Origin of the sequence: Corynebacterium tuberculostearicum, from assembly GCF_022347235.1 — a bacterium.
Lineage (GTDB): Bacteria > Actinomycetota > Actinomycetes > Mycobacteriales > Mycobacteriaceae > Corynebacterium > Corynebacterium tuberculostearicum_F.
The window spans coordinates 19,222-37,232 of sequence record NZ_JAKRDX010000020.1 but is presented as its reverse complement, the minus strand read 5'-3'; the positions used below and the strand labels follow the sequence as shown (position 1 = coordinate 37,232).

The window sequence follows — 18,011 nt, the reverse complement described above, 5'->3', positions numbered from 1 at the left end:
AGCGTCTGCAGCCTCGACGACTTCATAGTCCGCCTCGTCCTCATTGTCACGGCGGTGGACGTCGCCGGGGCGCAGGCGCGGACGACGCCGGCCGGCGACCTTGCCGGAATCTCCTTCAAAGAGGACCCGGGTATCTTCAAAGGCCTCACCGGTATGGCTCATTGGGCGGTTATTCCTACCCAATAGCCACGGTGCGAGCACGAAGAGCCACACCACGATGATCGCGATAATCGGCACAGCTGTCGACACGAAAAGGACCTTCCCCTTGAATACAGATGATTACTCCACCTTAAACGGTGAAACCGCACCGTAGCACCCCAAATTCACGCAAATTACAATGTTGTGACTTATGTGAAAAATGAGGTCGGATTCCCAGCGATTGGGACGCTATTTCACGCCAACCGTCCAGCTTGGCGGAGACGCTCCACCGCCGTAGAGGCAAAGTCTTCTTTCACCAACGCCACGTAGTGGTGGTCCTGCCACGCGCCGTCGATATGCAGATTGCGCCGCAAATACCCCTCATGCCGGAATCCGTTGGCGGCCAAGACGCGACCCGAGGCCGGATTGTGCTCCAGATAGGTGGCGGTCACGCGGTGTAAACCCACTCGCCCGAAGGCGTGGTCCACGCCCAAGGCGGTGGCCGCCGTAGCCACTCCGGCGCCATGAACCGCGGAATAGACCCAGTAGCCAATCCAGCAATCGCGAATGCTGCCATGCTGAATATTTCCCAGGGTCACCTGCCCGGCGAACTTTCCCTCCACCTCAATGACAAGCGGGATCACCAGCGCCTCACGCGCGGCGGTGCGCAGGTACATCAGGTGATTCCACCACGCCTGCTGGCTATGCGCCGCCGCCCACGGTGCGGCTTGGGTCGGCTCGACCGGGCGGAGGAAGCATTCATCGTCGATGCGCTGACGCCGCCACTCGTGGCCGTCGGAACGCAGCAGGGGGCGCAAACGCATCCGCGCCCCCGAGGGAAAGACAGAAGAGGAGGGAAGCTGGACAATAGGAGTGGATTCCGGCCACCCTGGATGCATGTCATCGGCGGGGCCGGTAGCAGGATGGCGGAACCTATCCGCCGCGTTGCCGAAGGGATCGAGCATTAGCTGCGCTGGGTCAAAAACAACACATCAACCACATCGCCCGGGCGGATTTCGGTGACCTCTTCCGGCACGCGAATCATGGCGTTGGCCTCTGAGAGGCCGGCCAAGAGGTGGGCTGGGGCACCTGCAGCACCGCCGAGGCCTTCCACCAAGTAATCCGCGGTTTCGGCATCGCGCATCAGGCGAGCACGGATAAAGCCGCGCCGGCCGGGGCGGGAATCGATGTGGTTCAACGCGCGGGCACGCACCACGCGGCGGTGCGCATTGCGCTTGCCCAGCGCCAAGCGGATGAGCGGGCGGATATACACCTCAAAGACCACAAGCGCGGACACCGGATTGGACGGCAGCAAGAAGGTAGGAATGCGCTCCTCGCCCACCAGTCCAAAACCTTGGACGGAGCCGGGATGCATGGCCACGCGGGAGGTATCGACATCACCAAGATCGTCGAGGATCTCGCGAATGGCCTCGGCGCCAGCGCCGCCCACTGCGCCGGAGATAACCAGCACCTCGCTGCGGGCAATGTGCTTTTCCAATGCTTCGCGGATGCGGCGCGGCTCGCCCTCGGCAATGCCCACGCGGTGCACCTCCGCCCCGGCTTCGCGGGCCGCGGCGGCCAAGGAATAAGAGTTCACGTCAAAAACCTGGCCCAGTGCCGGTTCTTGGTCCAAGTCAACCAACTCGCGGCCAAAAGAAATAATGGTAATACGCGGCCGCGGGTACACCAGCACCTTTGAGCGGCCTACCGCGGCTAGAAGGCCAATCTGAGCTGGACCCAAGACGGTGCCGGAGGATACGGCGACATCACCAGGCTGGATATCGTCGCCCACTCGGCGCACAAAGTCACCAGAGCGCACCGGGCGGTGGGCGGTAACGCGCTTGCGGCCGCGGTCGGTCCACTCGAGGGGAAGGACGGCGTCGGCAAGCGTGGGCAAAGGCGCGCCCGTATATACGCGCACCGCTTGCTTAGGTTGCAGGCGCAGCGGCTGCTTAGAGCCGGCCGGAACCTCACCCACCACGGGCAGGGAACGCTCTACCTCCGGCTGCGGGGAATCCGCATCCTCTTCGCCCTCGGCGGACTGTTCTCCCTGGTCCTTGTGGCGGCGCACCCGCAGGCCCCGCTCGCCGCCAATATCCACGGCGCGCACCGCGTAGCCGTCGATGGCCGCCTGCGGGAAGCCCGGCAGGGGTTGGTTGGCTTGTACCTGCTCGGCGCACATCAAACCCAGCGCGTTGGAAATACCGATGCGCACCGGCTCCGGCGTCGTCGCCGCATCCGTTACCAGCGCCAACTGGTCATCAACTGAACGCATAAGGTCTATGCCCGCCCTTTCTTCGCTTCCACGTCCTTGGCCACTGGGAAGAATCCCTAGGCTAGGCCGTGCTCGTCCTCATACTCGGCCATGATTTGCTTAATCGCTTTATACAGCGTGGGACCATACTTTTCATCGCGCAGGCCAAAGTCCACGTTGGCGGGGATATAGCCGCCGGGATTGCCCAAATCATGGCGCTTTCCTTGGTGGACTACCACGTGGACGGGCTCGCCTTCCTCAATGAGGAGCTCGATGGCGTCAGTAAGCTGCAGCTCGCCGCCCTTGCCCGGCTTAATACGGCGCAGGGCATCAAAGATCTTGCGGTCCAAAAGGTAGCGGCCGGTGGCCACGAGGTTAGAAGGGGCATCCTCTACCGCCGGCTTTTCCACCATGCCCACGACCTTCTTCACGCCAGGGGCATCGGTATCCTCCACGTCAAAGACGCCGTAGTTGTAGGTCTGCTCGCGCGGGACCTCGAAGGCGCACAGCACGCTGCCGCCCAATGCCGCGCGCACACGCGCCATATCCGCCATGACGGTGGCGGGCAGCACAATGTCATCAGGGAGCATGACGGCGAAGGAATCCTCGTCTTCCCCAAGCACCTCTTCTGCAAGGCCCACCGCGTGGCCCAAGCCCAGCGGCTTTTCCTGCTCCACCGCAACGGGGTGAATGATCTGGTTGGCGCGCTTGACCTTGGCCACCTGCTCGTCCTTGCCGCGGGATTCAAGGGTCTCTACCAGCTCGGGGAATGCCTCGAAGTGACGCATGACTTCTTGCTTATCGGGCGCGGTAATCACCGCAAGGCGGCGCGCGCCGACAGAGGCCGCCTCCTCTGCGATGAGTTCGATGCCGGGAGTATCAACAACGGGCAGCAGTTCCTTGGGAACCGTCTTGGTGGCGGGCAAAAATCGGGTGCCCATACCTGCCGCTGGAACTACAACCGTGGTGATTCCGCGGGCGGAATCTTCGCGTTCTATAGCCATGCACAATAGCGTACAACGCCACATTATTTTCCCGTGCACCGCTACGCCGCGGGGTTATGATTTATTTATGACCTCTTCCATCACCGCCAAAAACGAGCTGCGCGCCCGCTTGGTCCAGGCCCGCCGCGAACTTTCCTCCGAGGACCACGATGCTTTCACCGCCGCCGTGCGCAAGCATCTCGAATCCGAGCTCACCGAGTCCATGACCGTGGCCGCCTACTGGCCTTTGGGCTCCGAGCCCGGCGGCGCGGACTTTGTGCCGTGGCTCAAGGCGCATGTCTCCCGCGTCCTCCTGCCAATTTCCGGCGAGAATGGCACGTTGACCTTTGCCGAATACCGCGGCAAGGAAGCCATGCACACCAGCCCACTGGGATTGAATGAGCCCCAGGGCCCAAGCTTTGATAGCAGCGTGCTGGCCGAGTGCGACCTGGTGCTCGCCCCTGCCATGGCGGTAGATGCCAAGGGCAACCGCATGGGCAAGGGCGGCGGCTACTATGACCGCGCGCTAGAGCCGCTTCCCCACGGCAAGCCGCCGGTTTTCGCCATGGTCTACCCCTCCGAATTCCTAGACGAGCTGCCTACCGAGGACCATGACCGCAAGGTTGATGCCGCCGTCACCGCAGAGGGCATCACCCGCTTCTAGTTTTTAGGGTGCGGGAACCATGCGCGGTTTCGGGCAGTCTAAAAGAGTATGCCCACTTCGCGTATGCCCCGCCTCGTTTCCACCCTTCGTACCCCTGGCCACCGCCGCGGCGTTGTAGTGCGCCGCGCCATTGCGGTGGCCCTTCTTATTGCCGCGCTGGCTTCGGCCTTATCTGCGGCTAAGGAACTGCCGCGCGTTCCCGTCTTTAGCCGCGATCTGCCTGCAGGGGCGGAGCTGGCGCTTGCCGACGTCGACTTGGCCCGCCTTCCTGCCTCCTCCATCCCCGATTCCGCAGTAGCGGCAAAGCCAGAAGAACTCACCGGCCGCGTTATTACCGCCGCAGCCGGCAAGGGTGAGGTGGTCACCGATGCGCGCCTTCTGGGAGAAGACCTCGTCTCCAGCTTGGTCGGCGGCTCCGAAGCCGCGGCCGCGCGGATGATCCCAGTCAAGCTCGCCGAGCCCGATATCATCCCCCACCTGCACCATGGCGATACCGTGGACGTGGTAACCGCCGTCGATGCCGCCTCCTCCCCTTCTGATGTTGGAGAGGGCGAGGCGCCCACCGCACCCACCGCGCGCGTTATCGCCACCGGCGGGCGCGTGGTGTCAACCTCCAGCGCCGAAGGCGAGGCCTCTTCCTCGACCGTTTTGCTCGCGCTGCCCCATGACCACGCCAATGATGTAGCCGCGGCGTCGTTAAGCCAACCACTCACAGTCGTTATTGTGGGTGACCGCGCCCACCCACAGCAGAGCTAGACCTTTTCAGACACAGCAGTTGTGGTTGGTTACCGGCTGCACTAATGTTTCGCGGTGTCCATGGTTTTTAACTACCCTTAGTTATTCCCAGAAAGGTTTGTGCATATCACCATGCTCAAGGGTTTCAAAGACTTCATCATGCGCGGCAACGTCATCGAACTTGCCACCGCAGTCATCATTGGTTCTGCCTTCACCGCAATCGTCAAGTCCGTCACGGACTCCATCATCCAGCCGATCATTAACTCCCTCGGCTCCGCTGAGGTTGGTGCCGTTGGCTTCCACATCACAGATGCCGAAAACACCTTCGTGGACTTCGGCGCCGTCATCTCCGCAGCGATTAACTTCCTCATCATCGCCGCAGTGGTCTACTTCCTCATCGTCATGCCGATCAACAAGCTCACCGAGGCCGCTAAGCGCCGCCACGGTGTGGACCCTGAGGCCCCTGCCCCAACTTCCGAGGAACTGCTCGCGGAAATCCGCGACCTGCTCGAGGCCCAGAATGTCTCCGATAAGGACATCCCGGGTACCGGAATTGACGGTTCCACCCGCGGCGCTACCGACGCCGATTACGGTTCTACCGGCGGCGGCCGCCACCAGGCCTAATTCCTCCTTCGCTGCCTGCGCAGCACAGAGCCCGTGGTTTCATTCTTCGGAAGAAACCACGGGCTTTTATTTACCTCTGTAGCTACCTACCTGCGGCCGGCCTTAAGCACTAGCCGCCGTAGTGAGGGGGCTGATTTTCTCGGTAGAACTGTTCATCGCGCTGACCGGACTCCCCCTCTGCCGCCACCGAATCCGCGTCATCGACGGTAACGATTCTCTCTTCATCAACACCGTGGGAAGCGGGTACTCCGGGCTTATCAGCACTACGGTCATAGCCGGCAGCATCGGATTGGCGGAATACTCGCCGGCGATTTCTCCGCGACGTCATAGAAAATGCCCTGCTATTACTGGACGCTCGATTGCTGCAGCTGATCAATCAGGTGGTGCACCAGAGGCGCCAAGGTAGCCATGCCATCACGGACCGCAGCACGCGAGGAAGCGAGGTTGACCACGACGGTAGAGCCCGAAACACCCGATAGGCCGCGGGACGTGCAGGCATCCACCGCGCCACAGGCTTGGCCAGAAGAACGCAAAGCTTGAGCCACGCCCGGGACCATCTTGTCAATGACGGATCGGGTAGCCTCCGGAGTCTTATCGCGCGGGCCTACGCCGGTGCCGCCCACGGTGAGAACCAAGTCCACGCCACCGACCACGGCGGTCTCAATGGCCTGGCGGATCTTGGACTTCTTGGAACGCACCACGATGGCGCCATCAACGCGGAAATTAGCCTCCGCGAGCAACTCGCTTACCAGCTGCGAAGTGCTATCGGATTGCTCACCAGGATGATCGGTGACAATAACGATGAGCCCGCGGCGCGGGGCGGCAAGGCTATCCTCCTGCTCGCTTGCCAACAGGAAGGCATCATCGGGTTCGGCAACATCCATCAAGGAATCGCGCTTATTCGCGCCGTCGGGCTGCGCGGAGTCGGTCACATCGTGCTGCGAATCTGGCATTTTTCTCCTTAAGTTAAGGCAGTACGGCCTTATGGCGGGGTGAGGTACGGCGCATTCAGCACCTAATGAGGTCTTGCACAGTAATTTACTCGCCTGAGAGGGTTACCTCTACCTGACGAGAATCATCCGAGTCTTCGCGGGTAACCTCCAAGGTCACCGTCGCGCCAAAGTCCTGCGATCGCGCCGCCGCGATGAGCGCATCAGCGTTTTCAATCAGGCGATCGTTGACGCGGGTGACAATGTCGCCATCCTTCAAGCCCGCCTTATCTGCTGGACCGCCCGGCTCTACCTCGGCGATGCGGGCACCATTGCCGTCGTCGCGCGCTAGCACCTTCACGCCAAGGGTTGGGTGGGAAACTTTGCCGTCATTGATGAGCTCATCTGCCATGCGCTTGGCAAAGTTGGATGGAATTGCAAAGCCCAAGCCAATGGAGCCGCCCTCGCCGGAGGAGTCATTAGACAGCGAAGCAATCATGGAGTTCATGCCCACGATATTGCCGTCTCGGTCCACCAGCGGGCCGCCGGAGTTGCCAGGGTTTACCGCAGCATCGGTCTGAATGGCGTCAATCAATGAGGACTCGCCACCCTCCTGGGACGCGCGCACGGGACGGTTCTTTGCCGACACGATGCCCGAGGTCACGGTAGCGTTCAGGCCCAAAGGTGAGCCCACGGCCACCACCTCTTGGCCCACGGCAACGGAATCGGAGTCGCCGAACTGCAAGAACGGCAGGTCCTTGACGTCCTTGATTTTCACGATGGCAACGTCCGTATTCGCATCCGAGGCCACCACGTCAGCTTCATGCTTGCTGCCGTCATTCATGGTCACCTGCATCATGCCACCGTGCTCAGCACCGGCAACCACGTGGTGGTTGGTCAGTACATAACCATCTGGGGAGATGACAGAACCGGAGCCTTCAGCCCCACCAGTACGAGTCATCGTCTGGATAGAAACCACCGCCGGCAAAACCTTAGAGGCAACTTCTTCAACGGAACCCTGCTCCGGTTCCTTACCGGTGCTATTGTTGGCCGGCTCAGCCTTGAGGGCTTCATTGACTACAGAGGTATCGTTATTGCCTCCCCCGGAACTCATACCGACCACAGCACCGGCAATCGAGCCTGCGGCGATGGCGGCAACGGCCGCCAAAGCGGTGGCGGCACCCAAGCCGATTTTCTTCTTCTGCTCCGGCTGCGGAGGCAGCGGGGTGACCATTGGGCCTTCCTGCCCCTGACCGCTAAAGCTTTGGGTCTCCGAGGCATTAGGATAGGGGCCCAGCGAACCTAGCGTTCGCGGGTCATCACCTTCAGCACCGCCGCGCGGCTGATTCCAGCCCTGCGAATAGGAACCGGTCTCATACGCCTGCGCACCGACGCCACCATTAGGACCAGTGCCATCGCTGTAGGGGCCAGCATTTCCGGCACCCGGATCCGGCTGTCCGGTCTCCCCAAAGTTCGGACCACCCTGAACCGGCTCGGCCCTACCCGGACCTTCCTGGAATTCTCCCTCTGGGGAGTTTCCATCAAAACCGCGGTAATCGTCATTCCTCATGTTCATGAGAAAACTATGCCTCACTTCGCTTGGTCAAGACTGATACTGATCTGCCAACCTACTAGGAATTCCTGAAAGGTTGCTGTATTACCTCACCAGTATAAACGCTTGTACGCTAGCCCTGATTAAACCAACGCTGCGCAAAGATTTCACCCCGGTCGCTTGGGTCTTCCTTACCACCCGGCAGCCCCTCATGCGGGTCTGCCAAACCGTCCACGAAAATCTCACCCGGCACAGGCTTGCCCGGCAAGATGACTTCCATGCGGGTGCCACCATCATTAGACTCGCGGATCTTGATCGTGCCATCGTGGCGTTCAATTACCGATTTCACAATGGCCAAGCCCAAGCCCGATCCCGGCATGGAACGCGCTTCCGCCGAACGGTAGAAGCGTTCAAAGACCTTCTCCCGCTCCTCCGGAGCAATGCCAGGCCCAGAATCATCAAAGCGCAGGCGCACCTCGTGGGAGGATAGCTGCTCCATGGATACGCGCACCGTGCCAGTTGCCGGCGACCACTTAGCCGCATTGTCCATGAGGTTAAGCGTGGCACGGCCCAATGCGAAGGGGTCGCCGTCCAGCTCCCACGGGATAAAGCGCACCAAGAACTCCACATCGGGACGACGGCGGCGCGCACGCTCCAGCGAAGCCATCATGACTTCACAAAGGTCAACCGGTTCCGGTTCGCGCTCATTGCCATCCTCGCGTGCCAAATCAACGAGGTCTCCAATCAAGGTGGAGAGCTCATTCATCTGGGACATGACGTCATCTTCGAGGTCTTTGCGATCCTCATCGCTCATGCCAAAGCCACCACCGGCGCGATTGAGCATCATCAACAGCTCAATATTGGTACGCATAGAGGTCAGCGGGGTCTTCAACTCGTGTCCAGCATCGGCTACGAACTGCGACTGCTGCGAACGGGATTCCTGCAGTGCCTCCAGCATCTGGTTAAAGGAGGTGGTCAACTGCGCCATCTCGTCGTTATTGGAGACCTCAATAGGACGCAGGTCGTTGGTCTGCGTCACGTAATCCACCGCTCGCTTCAGCCGGGCGATGGGTTGCATACCGGTTTTGGACACGATGAGGCCTGCAAAAATGGCGAGCACGATGCCAAGGGCAACGATAATCAGAAGCACCGTGCCCAAGATGGCAATGAGCTCTTGCGTAGGAGCGAGAGACTGAGCGACGACCACGGTAGAGCCGAGATCATGGCGCTTGGCCAGTACTCGCTCGCCGCCGACGGTACGCACGGAAGTTTCCGTGTAATCCTCCGTCCGGTGGAAGTCCCCGCCCACAGGAATGGTGTCGCCGTAGGAAAAGCTCATGGAGGGCGGTGATAGGGCTACACGGGTGCCAGGGTTATAGGACTTAAAGTCCTCGATTTCCTGGTCCACGTTATCCATGAACCGCGGGTCTTGGCTTTGCCGCAATAAGACATCGGCCTTGGCCTCCAAGCGGTCATCGAGGGAGGCAGTAAGGGACATAGAAACTACCCAATACGTTGCCAACGTCATCAAGGCAACGGCTACGGCCACAACAAGGCCGGTAACAGTAGCAAGGCGCCACCGCAGTGGCGCCCGTGAAGCCCAACTCCCCTGACGATCAGAGAACTCGGCAAGAGGGGTGGACTGTGCTTTCCCGGAAGCCACCGTAGGGGAAGCGGGCTTCCTTAAAATCACGAATTAGACTCCCTCAAAACATAGCCCACGCCACGGACGGTGTGGATAAGGCGAGCATCGCTCTCGCCTTCCGTCTTCTTACGCAGGTAGCCGATATAGACCTCAAGAGCATTGCCGGAGGTAGGAAAATCGTATCCCCATACTTCTTCCAAGATCTTGCTGCGCGAGAGAACCTTACGGGGATTTTCCATCAGCAATTGCAGCAGCGCAAACTCGGTACGCGTCAAGGAAATGGCTCGGCCACCGCGGCTTACTTCGCGGGTATCGGCATCAAGTTCAAGGTCCTCGAAGCTCAGCTTGCTTTCCACCGGAGCTTCAGCAGCGATGGAATCTGCAGAGGCACGCCGTACCAAGGAGCGCACGCGGGCCAAGAGCTCTTCCAATGCGAATGGCTTTGGCAGGTAATCATCCGCGCCGGCATCGAGGCCAGCCACACGGTCCGAAACACCATCGCGCGCAGTCAGCACGAGGATTGGACGGTCCCAACCCTCACTGCGCAGGGTGCGGCATACCTCAAGGCCATCCATGTTGGGCATCATGACGTCCAGAATCAGCAATTCGGGATTCTCAGCGCGCACCGTCTCCACGGCCTCCAAGCCGTCGTTAGCGGTCAGCACTTCGTAGCCGTTAAAACGTAGGGAACGGCGTAGCGATTCGCGGACGGCTTGTTCATCATCCACCACAAGGATTTTCATAGTCCTAATTATTACTGATGGCAGTCAACTTCATGAAGTTAAGGGAAATATTTACCCCCATAGCCCCCCAAATACGGTTAAAACATGCTTATAGGAGGCTTCTAAAGCTAAAAAATCCCCGCCCAGCCCTCTAAAGAGAGCGGACGGGGAAGTTAAAGAGCGAGCTTAGAACTGCTCTACGTCAACCAGGCCCAGCTTGGCAGCCTTAACCAGGCGGCGCGGGATGCGGACGGTCTGGCCGTCGATGGTGACTTCCTGGAGGGCTACGTTGTCAGCCTTCCACTGGGAACGACGTGCGTGGGTGTTCGCACGGGACTTCTTAAACTTAGGAGTTGCCATTTTCTACTCTCCTCCTTACGCGTTCTTCTTCTTGCGGCGTGCCATGCCGCCGAAGCGCTGGTTGAAGCGCTCGACGCGGCCGGCGGTATCCATAACGCGCTGTGCACCAGTCCAGAACGGGTGGGACTCAGCGGTAACGTCAACGACGATCAGTGGGTACTCGTTGCCGTCTTCCCACTCAACGGTGCGGTCGGAGGAAGCGGTGGACTTGGTCAAAAAGGAGTGACCGGTACCAGCATCACGGAAGACTACCGGGTGGTAATCCGGGTGAATATCTTTCTTCATATATATTCCCTCAGGGTTGGACTACGGGTCGGTTCCACACGCTTAGCGTGGATCGTGCCCGAGTTGGGACGTACAAATTTCACTCTGTTAACCGCGCGCCGCGTGGCACGGGTCAACAACCTGAATTATCCTACAGTCAACTAACCCATATACGAAATCCCCGACCAGCGGCGACCACTCATTTCACTCACGTTTCTTGCGCCACGCTTAGCGACGCCCCACAGGCAAACACCACCCCAGCACGGCAAACGGCCCACGTGCCGCAGCAAGGCAGCGATTAGGTAATTCGCGTCCGAGGCTGTAAGATTTTCCCTTGCTGTTGTCAAAATATACGTTTTACGCCCCGTCTACTGGTGTTTGACGATGGCGCCGCACCCGCTCACACCTCACTTTTGAGCACTGCCACCCTCACACGGCAGTCGGCGCTTCATTGTCTATAGCCATGATGTGGGCGGCTAGGAGAAAGAAGACCCATGTCGGCTATTTGCCAGGTAACGGGCCGCAAGCCGGAATTCGGCAAGCAGGTCTCGCACTCGCACCGCCGCACTTCGCGCCGTTGGAACCCCAACGTGCAGCGTCGTCGCTACTACCTGCCCTCTGAGGGCCGTACCATCACCCTGAATGTTTCCACCAAGGGCATGAAGATCATCGACCGCGATGGCATCGAGTCCGTTGTGGCTAAGATTCGCGCACGTGGGGAGAAGATTTAAGTATGGCACGTAACGATATCCGCCCAATCATCAAGCTTAAGTCCACTGCGGGCACTGGTTACACCTACGTGACCCGTAAGAACAAGCGCAACAACCCGGATCGCATCACCTTGAAGAAGTTCGATCCGATTGCCCGCAAGCACGTCGAATTCCGCGAGGAGCGATAATCAATGGCTAAGAAGTCCAAGATCGCTAAGAACGAGCAGCGCAAGGAAATCGTCGCCCGCTACGCGGAGCGTCGCGCTGAACTCAAGAAGATCATCAAGAACCCGAACACCCCGGATGAGGAGCGCCTGGAGGCTCAGTTCGAGCTGAACCGCCAGCCTCGTGACGCTTCCCCAGCCCGCGTACGTAACCGTGACGCTGCCGATGGCCGCCCACGCGGTTACCTCCGCAAGTTCGGCCTGTCCCGTGTCCGTATGCGCGGCATGGCTCACCGTGGTGAGCTGCCGGGCGTTCGTAAGTCCAGCTGGTAAAGGGGTAATTGCACAATGGCTAATAAGCGCAATAACCAAAAGAAGTTCCGTATGGAGCAGAGCCGTCGCCCAAAGAAGAACCCTTTGAAGGCTGAGGGCATCGAGAAGGTGGACTACAAGGACACCAAGACTCTGCGTCTGTTCATCTCGGATCGTCACAAGATCCGTTCCCGTCGCGTCACCGGTCTGACCCCGCAGCAGCAGCGTCAGGTTGCTACCGCAGTCAAGAACGCACGCGAAATGGCTCTCCTGCCGTTCACCACCCGCTAAACAGTAGCTGGGTATCAACAGCGCACTTTTGCCGCTGGCAAGTGTGACACGGTAAAAGAACCATAAGCTTTCGCCGCCTCCCTCCTCGAGGGCAGGCGGCGAAAGTCGTTTTAGCCCTTTCTTTCCTTCCCCGTAGCCCACATGCCCGGAACACAGAACTGAAGTGTTAGATTGAAAGCATTCGTGCACCCCGCAGCCGGCGGGGAAGCACCGGCCCCGCACTAGTGAAAGGCAGTGAGCAATGGCCCTGCACCAATCCCTACTCGATCTTTCCGAGCTCGCCCCGCACTGCCAGTCCCGCGCCACGGCCCGCGGACTACTCGCGGAGGCCCAAGATATCTTGCGCAACGCGGTCGCCCACCAGGACAATGAGATTGAATTGGCCCACTGGTATTCCCGGCTGATTACGGATATTGTTCGCTCCCCGGGGGTTAACTCCCCGGTCCGTCTTAGCGGCGCAGCCGCCCGTGGCGACCAGCTGCCCTCCATGCCCGTGGTGTGGATGGGCGACGATGCCGATCTGCAAAAGGTCTTCGCCGATGTCGGTCTCCAAGCTCACGCAGCCGCCGATTCCATCGCCGCGCGCGTCGACGCCGGCCTGCCCCTTGGAAACGGCGGGGAACAAGCACTGCTAGAAGAAGCCTTGGGCCAGCGCCCGCCTGCCCTAAAGATGGTCGATGGCCTGCCGGACCGCAATGCAGCGGTCGATATTAAGGCCACGCTGCTCTCCCCCATTGCAGCTATCGCACGCTGGGCGGCACCTGGACCGCGCCCGACCGTTGACCGCCTGGCGATTGGCGTGGAACGTGATCTGCTCACCGCCGCGGACGCAGAGTCTTTGGACCTAGCGTGGCGCACCGGTTATGCGTTAGAGTTGCGCCGTTGGTACGAAGGCGTTAGCGATCGCCCGGTCACGCTGCGCGATCTTCCGCCGCTGGACCGCACCGCTTATGGTTCTGCGTGCCGCATTGTCTCGGCGGCGTTTGAGTCTATTTCCCGGCGGGCAGAAGAATATAAATAGTCTCTACGGTGCGGATTCGGAAGCAGTACCTAGTCGGGCATAAGATTGTACAGTTGATTATTAAAAGCGATTTCTCTTTTGTGAAAGGAGGCGTCCCACCGCATGGCAGGCAATGTCGGTAGGCCGCGTAAACACAGCCCGCGGCGCAGGGGCAATAGCGCCCGTGAGGAGATTTTGGACGCCTCCTCTGAGCTTTTCACTACTCAGGGTTTTGCTACCACGTCCACGCACCAGATTGCAGACGCGGTGGGCATCCGTCAGGCGTCGCTGTACTACCACTTCCCGTCCAAGACGGAGATTTTCCTGACGCTGCTCAATTCCACCATCGAGCCCTCCCTGGAATTGGCCGATGAATTGGCGGGCACCGACGCCGACCCAGCTCAGCGCCTGTGGTCTTTGGTTGCCGCAGAATCGCGTCTGCTGCTTACCAGCGGCTGGAACGTGGGCCGCCTGTATCAGCTGCCGGTGGCCAATTCCCCGGAGTTCTCCGAGTATCACGAGTCACGCGACCGCCTGCAGAACCATTTCCGCTCCACCGCCGCCGCCATCGTGGGCGAGGATGACCCCCGCGTGGAGCTGCCCTTCCACATTGCGCTGTCCGTGATTGAAATGCGCCCCAATAACGGCACACCGCCGTTCGACGCTTCCCAGTCGGTTCCGGAGACTGCCGCCATGCTTGCCGACGCCGCCTTGGCCGTCCTTGGCGCCTCCGTCCCCGAAAACGCCGAGGAAACTACCTTGGAGCTGCTGAAGAACCGCAACGACTCCATCTCTGCGGCCGCCGCTGCTGCGGCCGACCGCAAGAAGAAGTCGCGCTAGCCCCTCGTTTTCCGCGTTAGCGCTGCCACGACTCCGTGAACTCGCCCGTGGCGGCCAATCCGCCGCCCTCGCGCACGCTTACGCCACTCGGCGTCACCACAATGATCGACGGATCCGCATTGACGTAGTAGTTATTGCCGTCTTGGGTAACGTCACCCGATTCAAACTGGCCATCAAACATCGACGAGCGATAGAACTTGTAGCCACCTCCGGTCTCGCAAATGATAACCCTGCCGTCAGGACCAGACCCAGCGAACAAGGCACGCTCAAAGCGCTGACAGTTGGCGTAGCCGCCATCGAGCCATCCGTACTCATTGAAGTCAGAAATGTAGTTTCCCACACCAGTCTTCTGACCCCCACCGGTGGACGACGGGGCCTCCTGCTTTTCCGTCTGCGTGACCGTGACTACCGGCGGTTCCTCTGGGGCTTCCTCTTCCTTGGTTACGGTCTTTTGGGCGGCCGTAGTTTCCTCAGCGTTCTCCTCTTCTTTGTCGGAGTTATTCACCGTGGTCATGCCGCTACCCTCGCCTTTGAAGCTCGGGGCGTTTTCGTCCGTGGAGTCGCTGCAACCGCTCAGCGCGAGGCTGGCGGCCACGAGCGGAACGACGCCTGCGGCAATAAACGGGCGGAGGCTTAAGCGAGAAGTCATGAGTTTTCCTTTCTACTGACTGGCTTAGCAGGCGGGGCTAGGCCACTGGGTTTCGGCCTGCGCTAGGGCTTCGGCCATGGAGGTAAGCACCTTTTGGGTGGAGGCGTACTGACCATCAGGGGAGGAGGCAATCAGTGCCACGGCGACGTCGTGCCCACCAAGCTGCACGATGCCCATCTGCCGCACGTCGTAGGCGCCGGCGGGGCTCGGGCCCCAGCCGCCCTTCATCAAGGCGCCCGGCAAGGTGCGCAGGCCGTAGGCTTGGGCGGGATCGGCGACACCCATGGCGTCGATAATCGGCTGGGCACCTTCAACGCAGCGCAGCCCAGCCATGAATTTGGCTTGATTACCCACGCTCCACATGGTTTGGCCAAAGGCCGTAAATTCCGGTCGGGTGACCTGGGATTGGACTTGGGTGGCGGTATCGCCGGCCTCCGCGATGACGCTTTGTGCGGCCTGCGCGGCGGCGGTCCCCTCCCCTAGTGCCGCCCACGCGGCCTTGGCGGCCTCGTTATCGGAGTAGGTGATTGCAGAGGACACTAGCTGGCTATCGGCCGCACCCGTGCGATTCGCCGCGATGAGCACCGGCACCTTGGAGGTTGACCACGCGGCCTCGGGAGCGGTGCGCCCCGCTTCAACGGTGGTCGTGCCATCGGAGACCGCGATGCCCACATCGCCGTGTTCGGCCACGATGCGGTCAAGCACGGCTTGGACGTCACCGGCGGGTGCCGCGGCCGATGGCTCCGTGGAAGAGGAAGGCGCAGACGAGGCGGCTGGTGCTGCGGATGAGGCCGCCGGCGCTGCGGACGTGGTCTCTTTTCCGTAGAGGGGATCTGCCGTGCCACGTGCTTCGGTGTTGACGAAAGTAGGGGAATTTTCTGCCGCGTCCTCGTCGCCGCAGGCGCTCAGGGTGAGCGCGCAGGCGATAAGGGTGGCTGCCGGGCCCCAGGCCCGGCGGATAGGGAATGTCATGGCGTCTAGCTTAGGCTAGTGCGCGAAGTGGCGGGTACCGGTCAGGTACAAAGTAACGCCGGCTTCCTTCGCTGCCGCGATGACTTCTTCGTCGCGGATGGAGCCGCCGGGCTGGACAACGGCCTTAACGCCGGCGTCGAGAAGCACCTGCAAACCATCGGCGAACGGGAAGAAGGCGTCAGAAGCGGCGAAGGAGCCCTCGGTGCGGTTGGCACCATCGGCCAAGGTGTTGGCGCGCTCGACGGCCAGCTTGGCGGAGTCAACGCGGTTGACCTGGCCCATGCCCACGCCCACGGTGGCATTGTCCTTGGCCAGCAAGATGGCGTTGGACTTCACCGCGCGCACGGCGCGCCAGGCGAACTCGAGCTCAGCCAAGTCGGACTCGTTGAGGGCCTCGCCCGCAGCCAGGGTCCAGTTGGCCGGGTTATCACCCTCGGCCTGGTAGGTGTCTGGCTCTTGGGTGAGCACGCCGCCGGAGATGTACTTGCGCTCCTCGTGCTGGTCTTCGTGCTCTGCCTGCAGCACGCGCAGGTTCTTCTTGGCCTTAAGCACCTCGATGGCGCCGTCCTCATAGGAAGGCGCGACGATGACCTCGGTAAAGATCTCCTTAACCTGCTCGGCCATCTCTACGGTGACCTCGCGGTTGACGGCAATCACGCCGCCGAAGGCGGACATTGGGTCGCACGCGTGCGCCGCGCGGTGGGCGGCGGCGATGGACTCCTCGGACACGGCAATGCCGCATGGGTTGGTGTGCTTGATAATCGCAACGCAGGGGCGCTCGTGGTCCCACGCGGCGCGCCACGCGGCATCCGCATCCTGGTAGTTGTTGTAGCTCATCTCCTTGCCATTGAACTGGGTGGCATTGGCAAGGCCCTTGGAACCGATGCGGGTGACGGTCGCCGCCTGGTGAGAGTTCTCGCCGTAGCGCAGCGGGGTGGTTTGGCCCTCCTCGCTGAGCTGGTCCACGAACCACGCGGAGACGGCCGCATCATAATCCGCGGTGTGCAGGAAGGCATCGCGGGCCAGGCCACGGCGCTGCTCCAAGGTAAAGCCACCGTTGTTCACGGCCTCCATGGCCTCGTCGTAGCGGGAAGGATCCACGACGACTGCAACAGACGGGTGGTTCTTGGCGGCCGCACGCACCATGGATGGGCCGCCGATATCGATCTGTTCCACGCAGCCATCAAAGTCCGCGCCCGAGGCCACCGTCTCACGGAAGGGGTACAGGTTGACCACGACGAGCTGGAAAGGCTCTACCTCGAGCTCGGAGAGCTGGTTGAGGTGATCTTCCTTGCGGGTATCGGCCAAGATGCCGGCGTGCACGCGCGGGTGCAGCGTCTTGACGCGGCCTTCCAAGCACTCCGGGAAGCCGGTGAGCTTTTCTACCGGAGTGACCTCGATGCCAAGGTCCGCGATCTTCTTCGCGGTGGAGCCGGTGGAGACGATTTCCACGCCTGCCTTATCGAGGGCGCGGGCTAGATCCTCCAGCCCGGTCTTGTCGTACACGCTGATAAGGGCGCGCTTTACCTGCTTGCGGTCTTCGCTCATGAGGAGGATTAAGCCTTTCGAAAAGTCTTAGTCTGCGAGTTGAATAGTTAGTTTCTCGTCGTGGACGTTAGCTGCACGCAGCACCTCCACGATGAGATCGCGCTCTACTTGTTTAATGCGCTCGTGGAGGGTGGACTCGTCATCGTCGGCGTTAATGGCAACGGGGCGCTGCGCGATGATGGAGCCGGTATCCACGCCCGCGTCCACAAAGTGGACGGTAGAGCCAGTGATCTTCACGCCATAATCCAGGGCGTCGCGCACCGCGTGCGCTCCCTTGAAGGCAGGCAGCAGCGCCGGGTGGGTATTGATGGTGCGGCCTTCGAAGCGGTCCAGGAATTCCTGGCCCAGGATCTTCATAAAGCCCGCAGAAACAACAACGTCTGGCTGCGCAGCATCTACTGCGTCAACCAGACGTTGATTCCATTCGGCGCGATCCGCACCCAGCGCCACGACCTCGGTTTCAATCCCGTGGCCCTGTGCGCGCGCAATACCGTGGCATTCCTTATCCGCCACCACCTTGACTACCTGGTAATGCCCGGCCTGGGCATCCACAATGGCTTGTAGCAGGGAACCCGTTCCAGAAACGAGCACCACCACTCGGAGGCGTTCAGGGTCAGCGGTATAGCGCGGAGGCATCGGTGAAGTCACGCGCTAT

General features: G+C 60.8%; 24 protein-coding genes. 9 read left to right on the top strand and 15 right to left on the bottom strand.

Features of this window, described 5'->3' with window-relative positions; all coding sequences use genetic code 11:
- The 4 genes from MHK09_RS10095 to MHK09_RS10080 all read right to left on the bottom strand — a co-directional run.
- On the bottom strand, positions 1 to 249 hold a 249-nt coding region (locus tag MHK09_RS10095), incomplete at its 3' end, for a SepX/GlpR family protein (protein WP_494546141.1).
- A 143-nt stretch (positions 250 to 392) separates the two neighbouring features.
- Positions 393 to 1,103, bottom strand: coding sequence for a GNAT family N-acetyltransferase (locus tag MHK09_RS10090; RefSeq protein ID WP_200435999.1), 711 nt, complete (start codon positions 1,101 to 1,103; stop codon positions 393 to 395).
- The gene (glp, locus tag MHK09_RS10085) at positions 1,103 to 2,413 is read right to left on the bottom strand and encodes a molybdotransferase-like divisome protein Glp (protein WP_200436000.1); all 1,311 of its coding nucleotides are present in this window, start codon (positions 2,411 to 2,413) and stop codon (positions 1,103 to 1,105) included. Before glp ends, MHK09_RS10090 begins: the two co-directional genes overlap by 1 nt.
- Before the next feature lie 56 nt (positions 2,414 to 2,469).
- Entirely contained in the window at positions 2,470 to 3,396 is a 927-nt protein-coding gene (locus tag MHK09_RS10080) for a UTP--glucose-1-phosphate uridylyltransferase (RefSeq protein WP_179386230.1), read from the bottom strand.
- 67 nt (positions 3,397 to 3,463) lie between these two features.
- On the opposite strand from MHK09_RS10080, the gene MHK09_RS10075 reads away from it, so the two are divergent.
- The 3 genes from MHK09_RS10075 to mscL all read left to right on the top strand — a co-directional run bounded on the left by MHK09_RS10075 (position 3,464) and on the right by mscL (position 5,398).
- Positions 3,464 to 4,039 (top strand): 5-formyltetrahydrofolate cyclo-ligase, encoded by a 576-nt coding sequence (locus MHK09_RS10075; RefSeq protein ID WP_200436002.1) that lies wholly within the window; start codon positions 3,464 to 3,466, stop codon positions 4,037 to 4,039.
- Positions 4,040 to 4,102: 63 nt separating this feature from the next.
- Positions 4,103 to 4,795, top strand: coding sequence for an SAF domain-containing protein (locus MHK09_RS10070; RefSeq protein WP_250413465.1), 693 nt, complete (start codon positions 4,103 to 4,105; stop codon positions 4,793 to 4,795).
- 111 nt (positions 4,796 to 4,906) lie between these two features.
- Positions 4,907 to 5,398 carry a large-conductance mechanosensitive channel protein MscL gene (gene mscL / locus MHK09_RS10065; RefSeq protein WP_040425139.1) on the top strand — a complete coding sequence of 164 codons (492 nt, stop codon included), beginning with the start codon at positions 4,907 to 4,909 and terminating at the stop codon, positions 5,396 to 5,398.
- A gap of 109 nt (positions 5,399 to 5,507) precedes the next feature.
- Here mscL and MHK09_RS10060 read toward each other — a convergent pair whose 3' ends face one another.
- The 7 genes from MHK09_RS10060 to MHK09_RS10030 form a co-directional block, all read right to left on the bottom strand.
- Positions 5,508 to 5,726, bottom strand: a complete 219-nt coding sequence (locus tag MHK09_RS10060; RefSeq protein WP_005329139.1) for a hypothetical protein — start codon at positions 5,724 to 5,726, stop codon at positions 5,508 to 5,510.
- A 16-nt stretch (positions 5,727 to 5,742) separates the two neighbouring features.
- Complete coding sequence (locus tag MHK09_RS10055; protein WP_179386229.1) at positions 5,743 to 6,351, bottom strand: MogA/MoaB family molybdenum cofactor biosynthesis protein; 609 nt, start codon at positions 6,349 to 6,351, stop codon at positions 5,743 to 5,745.
- An 85-nt stretch (positions 6,352 to 6,436) separates the two neighbouring features.
- The gene (locus MHK09_RS10050; protein ID WP_250413463.1) at positions 6,437 to 7,903 is read right to left on the bottom strand and encodes a S1C family serine protease; all 1,467 of its coding nucleotides are present in this window, start codon (positions 7,901 to 7,903) and stop codon (positions 6,437 to 6,439) included.
- A gap of 109 nt (positions 7,904 to 8,012) precedes the next feature.
- Positions 8,013 to 9,572, bottom strand: coding sequence for a HAMP domain-containing sensor histidine kinase (locus MHK09_RS11710; RefSeq protein ID WP_250413462.1), 1,560 nt, complete (start codon positions 9,570 to 9,572; stop codon positions 8,013 to 8,015).
- Positions 9,569 to 10,267: a response regulator transcription factor gene (locus MHK09_RS10040; protein ID WP_250413461.1), complete on the bottom strand. Its 699-nt coding sequence runs from the start codon at positions 10,265 to 10,267 to the stop codon at positions 9,569 to 9,571. The genes MHK09_RS11710 and MHK09_RS10040 overlap by 4 nt, the downstream gene beginning before the upstream one ends.
- Before the next feature lie 165 nt (positions 10,268 to 10,432).
- Positions 10,433 to 10,606 (bottom strand): 50S ribosomal protein L32, encoded by a 174-nt coding sequence (gene rpmF, locus MHK09_RS10035; protein WP_005279913.1) that lies wholly within the window; start codon positions 10,604 to 10,606, stop codon positions 10,433 to 10,435.
- Positions 10,607 to 10,621: 15 nt separating this feature from the next.
- Positions 10,622 to 10,891 carry a type B 50S ribosomal protein L31 gene (locus MHK09_RS10030; RefSeq protein WP_005323793.1) on the bottom strand — a complete coding sequence of 90 codons (270 nt, stop codon included), beginning with the start codon at positions 10,889 to 10,891 and terminating at the stop codon, positions 10,622 to 10,624.
- Positions 10,892 to 11,364: 473 nt separating this feature from the next.
- On the opposite strand from MHK09_RS10030, the gene rpmB reads away from it, so the two are divergent.
- The 6 genes from rpmB to MHK09_RS10000 all read left to right on the top strand — a co-directional run bounded on the left by rpmB (position 11,365) and on the right by MHK09_RS10000 (position 14,187).
- Entirely contained in the window at positions 11,365 to 11,601 is a 237-nt protein-coding gene (gene rpmB, locus MHK09_RS10025; protein ID WP_005279911.1) for a 50S ribosomal protein L28, read from the top strand.
- A 2-nt stretch (positions 11,602 to 11,603) separates the two neighbouring features.
- Complete coding sequence (rpmG, locus tag MHK09_RS10020; protein WP_005279910.1) at positions 11,604 to 11,768, top strand: 50S ribosomal protein L33; 165 nt, start codon at positions 11,604 to 11,606, stop codon at positions 11,766 to 11,768.
- Positions 11,769 to 11,771: 3 nt separating this feature from the next.
- Positions 11,772 to 12,077: a 30S ribosomal protein S14 gene (gene rpsN / locus MHK09_RS10015; protein ID WP_005279906.1), complete on the top strand. Its 306-nt coding sequence runs from the start codon at positions 11,772 to 11,774 to the stop codon at positions 12,075 to 12,077.
- Between the two features lie 15 nt (positions 12,078 to 12,092).
- Complete coding sequence (rpsR, locus tag MHK09_RS10010; protein ID WP_005279904.1) at positions 12,093 to 12,347, top strand: 30S ribosomal protein S18; 255 nt, start codon at positions 12,093 to 12,095, stop codon at positions 12,345 to 12,347.
- A gap of 241 nt (positions 12,348 to 12,588) precedes the next feature.
- Positions 12,589 to 13,368 carry a putative nucleotidyltransferase substrate binding domain-containing protein gene (locus tag MHK09_RS10005; protein ID WP_250413460.1) on the top strand — a complete coding sequence of 260 codons (780 nt, stop codon included), beginning with the start codon at positions 12,589 to 12,591 and terminating at the stop codon, positions 13,366 to 13,368.
- Positions 13,369 to 13,470: 102 nt separating this feature from the next.
- Positions 13,471 to 14,187 carry a TetR/AcrR family transcriptional regulator gene (locus tag MHK09_RS10000; protein ID WP_005323796.1) on the top strand — a complete coding sequence of 239 codons (717 nt, stop codon included), beginning with the start codon at positions 13,471 to 13,473 and terminating at the stop codon, positions 14,185 to 14,187.
- 16 nt (positions 14,188 to 14,203) lie between these two features.
- Here MHK09_RS10000 and MHK09_RS09995 read toward each other — a convergent pair whose 3' ends face one another.
- From MHK09_RS09995 to purN, 4 genes are read right to left on the bottom strand one after another with little or no spacing between them, the layout of a single operon-like run.
- Entirely contained in the window at positions 14,204 to 14,836 is a 633-nt protein-coding gene (locus MHK09_RS09995; protein ID WP_005323797.1) for a hypothetical protein, read from the bottom strand.
- Positions 14,837 to 14,860: 24 nt separating this feature from the next.
- Positions 14,861 to 15,808: a hypothetical protein gene (locus MHK09_RS09990; protein ID WP_250413459.1), complete on the bottom strand. Its 948-nt coding sequence runs from the start codon at positions 15,806 to 15,808 to the stop codon at positions 14,861 to 14,863.
- 15 nt (positions 15,809 to 15,823) lie between these two features.
- Complete coding sequence (gene purH / locus MHK09_RS09985) at positions 15,824 to 17,356, bottom strand: bifunctional phosphoribosylaminoimidazolecarboxamide formyltransferase/IMP cyclohydrolase (protein ID WP_250413458.1); 1,533 nt, start codon at positions 17,354 to 17,356, stop codon at positions 15,824 to 15,826.
- Positions 17,357 to 17,383: 27 nt separating this feature from the next.
- Positions 17,384 to 17,992 (bottom strand): phosphoribosylglycinamide formyltransferase, encoded by a 609-nt coding sequence (gene purN / locus MHK09_RS09980; protein WP_250413464.1) that lies wholly within the window; start codon positions 17,990 to 17,992, stop codon positions 17,384 to 17,386.
- Positions 17,993 to 18,011 lie beyond the last annotated feature (19 nt).

Coding starts and splice junctions, on each gene's coding strand:
- MHK09_RS09995 (WP_005323797.1), bottom strand. CDS start 14,836: ATGACTTCTCGCTTAAGCCTCCGCCCGTTTATTGCCGCAGGCGTCGTT.
- rpsN (WP_005279906.1), top strand. CDS start 11,772: ATGGCTAAGAAGTCCAAGATCGCTAAGAACGAGCAGCGCAAGGAAATC.
- MHK09_RS10005 (WP_250413460.1), top strand. CDS start 12,589: ATGGCCCTGCACCAATCCCTACTCGATCTTTCCGAGCTCGCCCCGCAC.
- rpmG (WP_005279910.1), top strand. CDS start 11,604: ATGGCACGTAACGATATCCGCCCAATCATCAAGCTTAAGTCCACTGCG.
- MHK09_RS10050 (WP_250413463.1), bottom strand. CDS start 7,903: ATGAACATGAGGAATGACGATTACCGCGGTTTTGATGGAAACTCCCCA.
- mscL (WP_040425139.1), top strand. CDS start 4,907: ATGCTCAAGGGTTTCAAAGACTTCATCATGCGCGGCAACGTCATCGAA.
- rpsR (WP_005279904.1), top strand. CDS start 12,093: ATGGCTAATAAGCGCAATAACCAAAAGAAGTTCCGTATGGAGCAGAGC.
- glp (WP_200436000.1), bottom strand. CDS start 2,413: ATGCGTTCAGTTGATGACCAGTTGGCGCTGGTAACGGATGCGGCGACG.
- MHK09_RS10090 (WP_200435999.1), bottom strand. CDS start 1,103: ATGCTCGATCCCTTCGGCAACGCGGCGGATAGGTTCCGCCATCCTGCT.
- rpmB (WP_005279911.1), top strand. CDS start 11,365: ATGTCGGCTATTTGCCAGGTAACGGGCCGCAAGCCGGAATTCGGCAAG.
- MHK09_RS10080 (WP_179386230.1), bottom strand. CDS start 3,396: ATGGCTATAGAACGCGAAGATTCCGCCCGCGGAATCACCACGGTTGTA.
- MHK09_RS10030 (WP_005323793.1), bottom strand. CDS start 10,891: ATGAAGAAAGATATTCACCCGGATTACCACCCGGTAGTCTTCCGTGAT.
- purH (WP_250413458.1), bottom strand. CDS start 17,356: ATGAGCGAAGACCGCAAGCAGGTAAAGCGCGCCCTTATCAGCGTGTAC.
- MHK09_RS10000 (WP_005323796.1), top strand. CDS start 13,471: ATGGCAGGCAATGTCGGTAGGCCGCGTAAACACAGCCCGCGGCGCAGG.
- purN (WP_250413464.1), bottom strand. CDS start 17,992: ATGCCTCCGCGCTATACCGCTGACCCTGAACGCCTCCGAGTGGTGGTG.
- rpmF (WP_005279913.1), bottom strand. CDS start 10,606: ATGGCAACTCCTAAGTTTAAGAAGTCCCGTGCGAACACCCACGCACGT.
- MHK09_RS10075 (WP_200436002.1), top strand. CDS start 3,464: ATGACCTCTTCCATCACCGCCAAAAACGAGCTGCGCGCCCGCTTGGTC.
- MHK09_RS09990 (WP_250413459.1), bottom strand. CDS start 15,808: ATGACATTCCCTATCCGCCGGGCCTGGGGCCCGGCAGCCACCCTTATC.
- MHK09_RS10070 (WP_250413465.1), top strand. CDS start 4,103: ATGCCCCGCCTCGTTTCCACCCTTCGTACCCCTGGCCACCGCCGCGGC.
- MHK09_RS10040 (WP_250413461.1), bottom strand. CDS start 10,267: ATGAAAATCCTTGTGGTGGATGATGAACAAGCCGTCCGCGAATCGCTA.
- MHK09_RS10060 (WP_005329139.1), bottom strand. CDS start 5,726: ATGACGTCGCGGAGAAATCGCCGGCGAGTATTCCGCCAATCCGATGCT.
- MHK09_RS10055 (WP_179386229.1), bottom strand. CDS start 6,351: ATGCCAGATTCGCAGCACGATGTGACCGACTCCGCGCAGCCCGACGGC.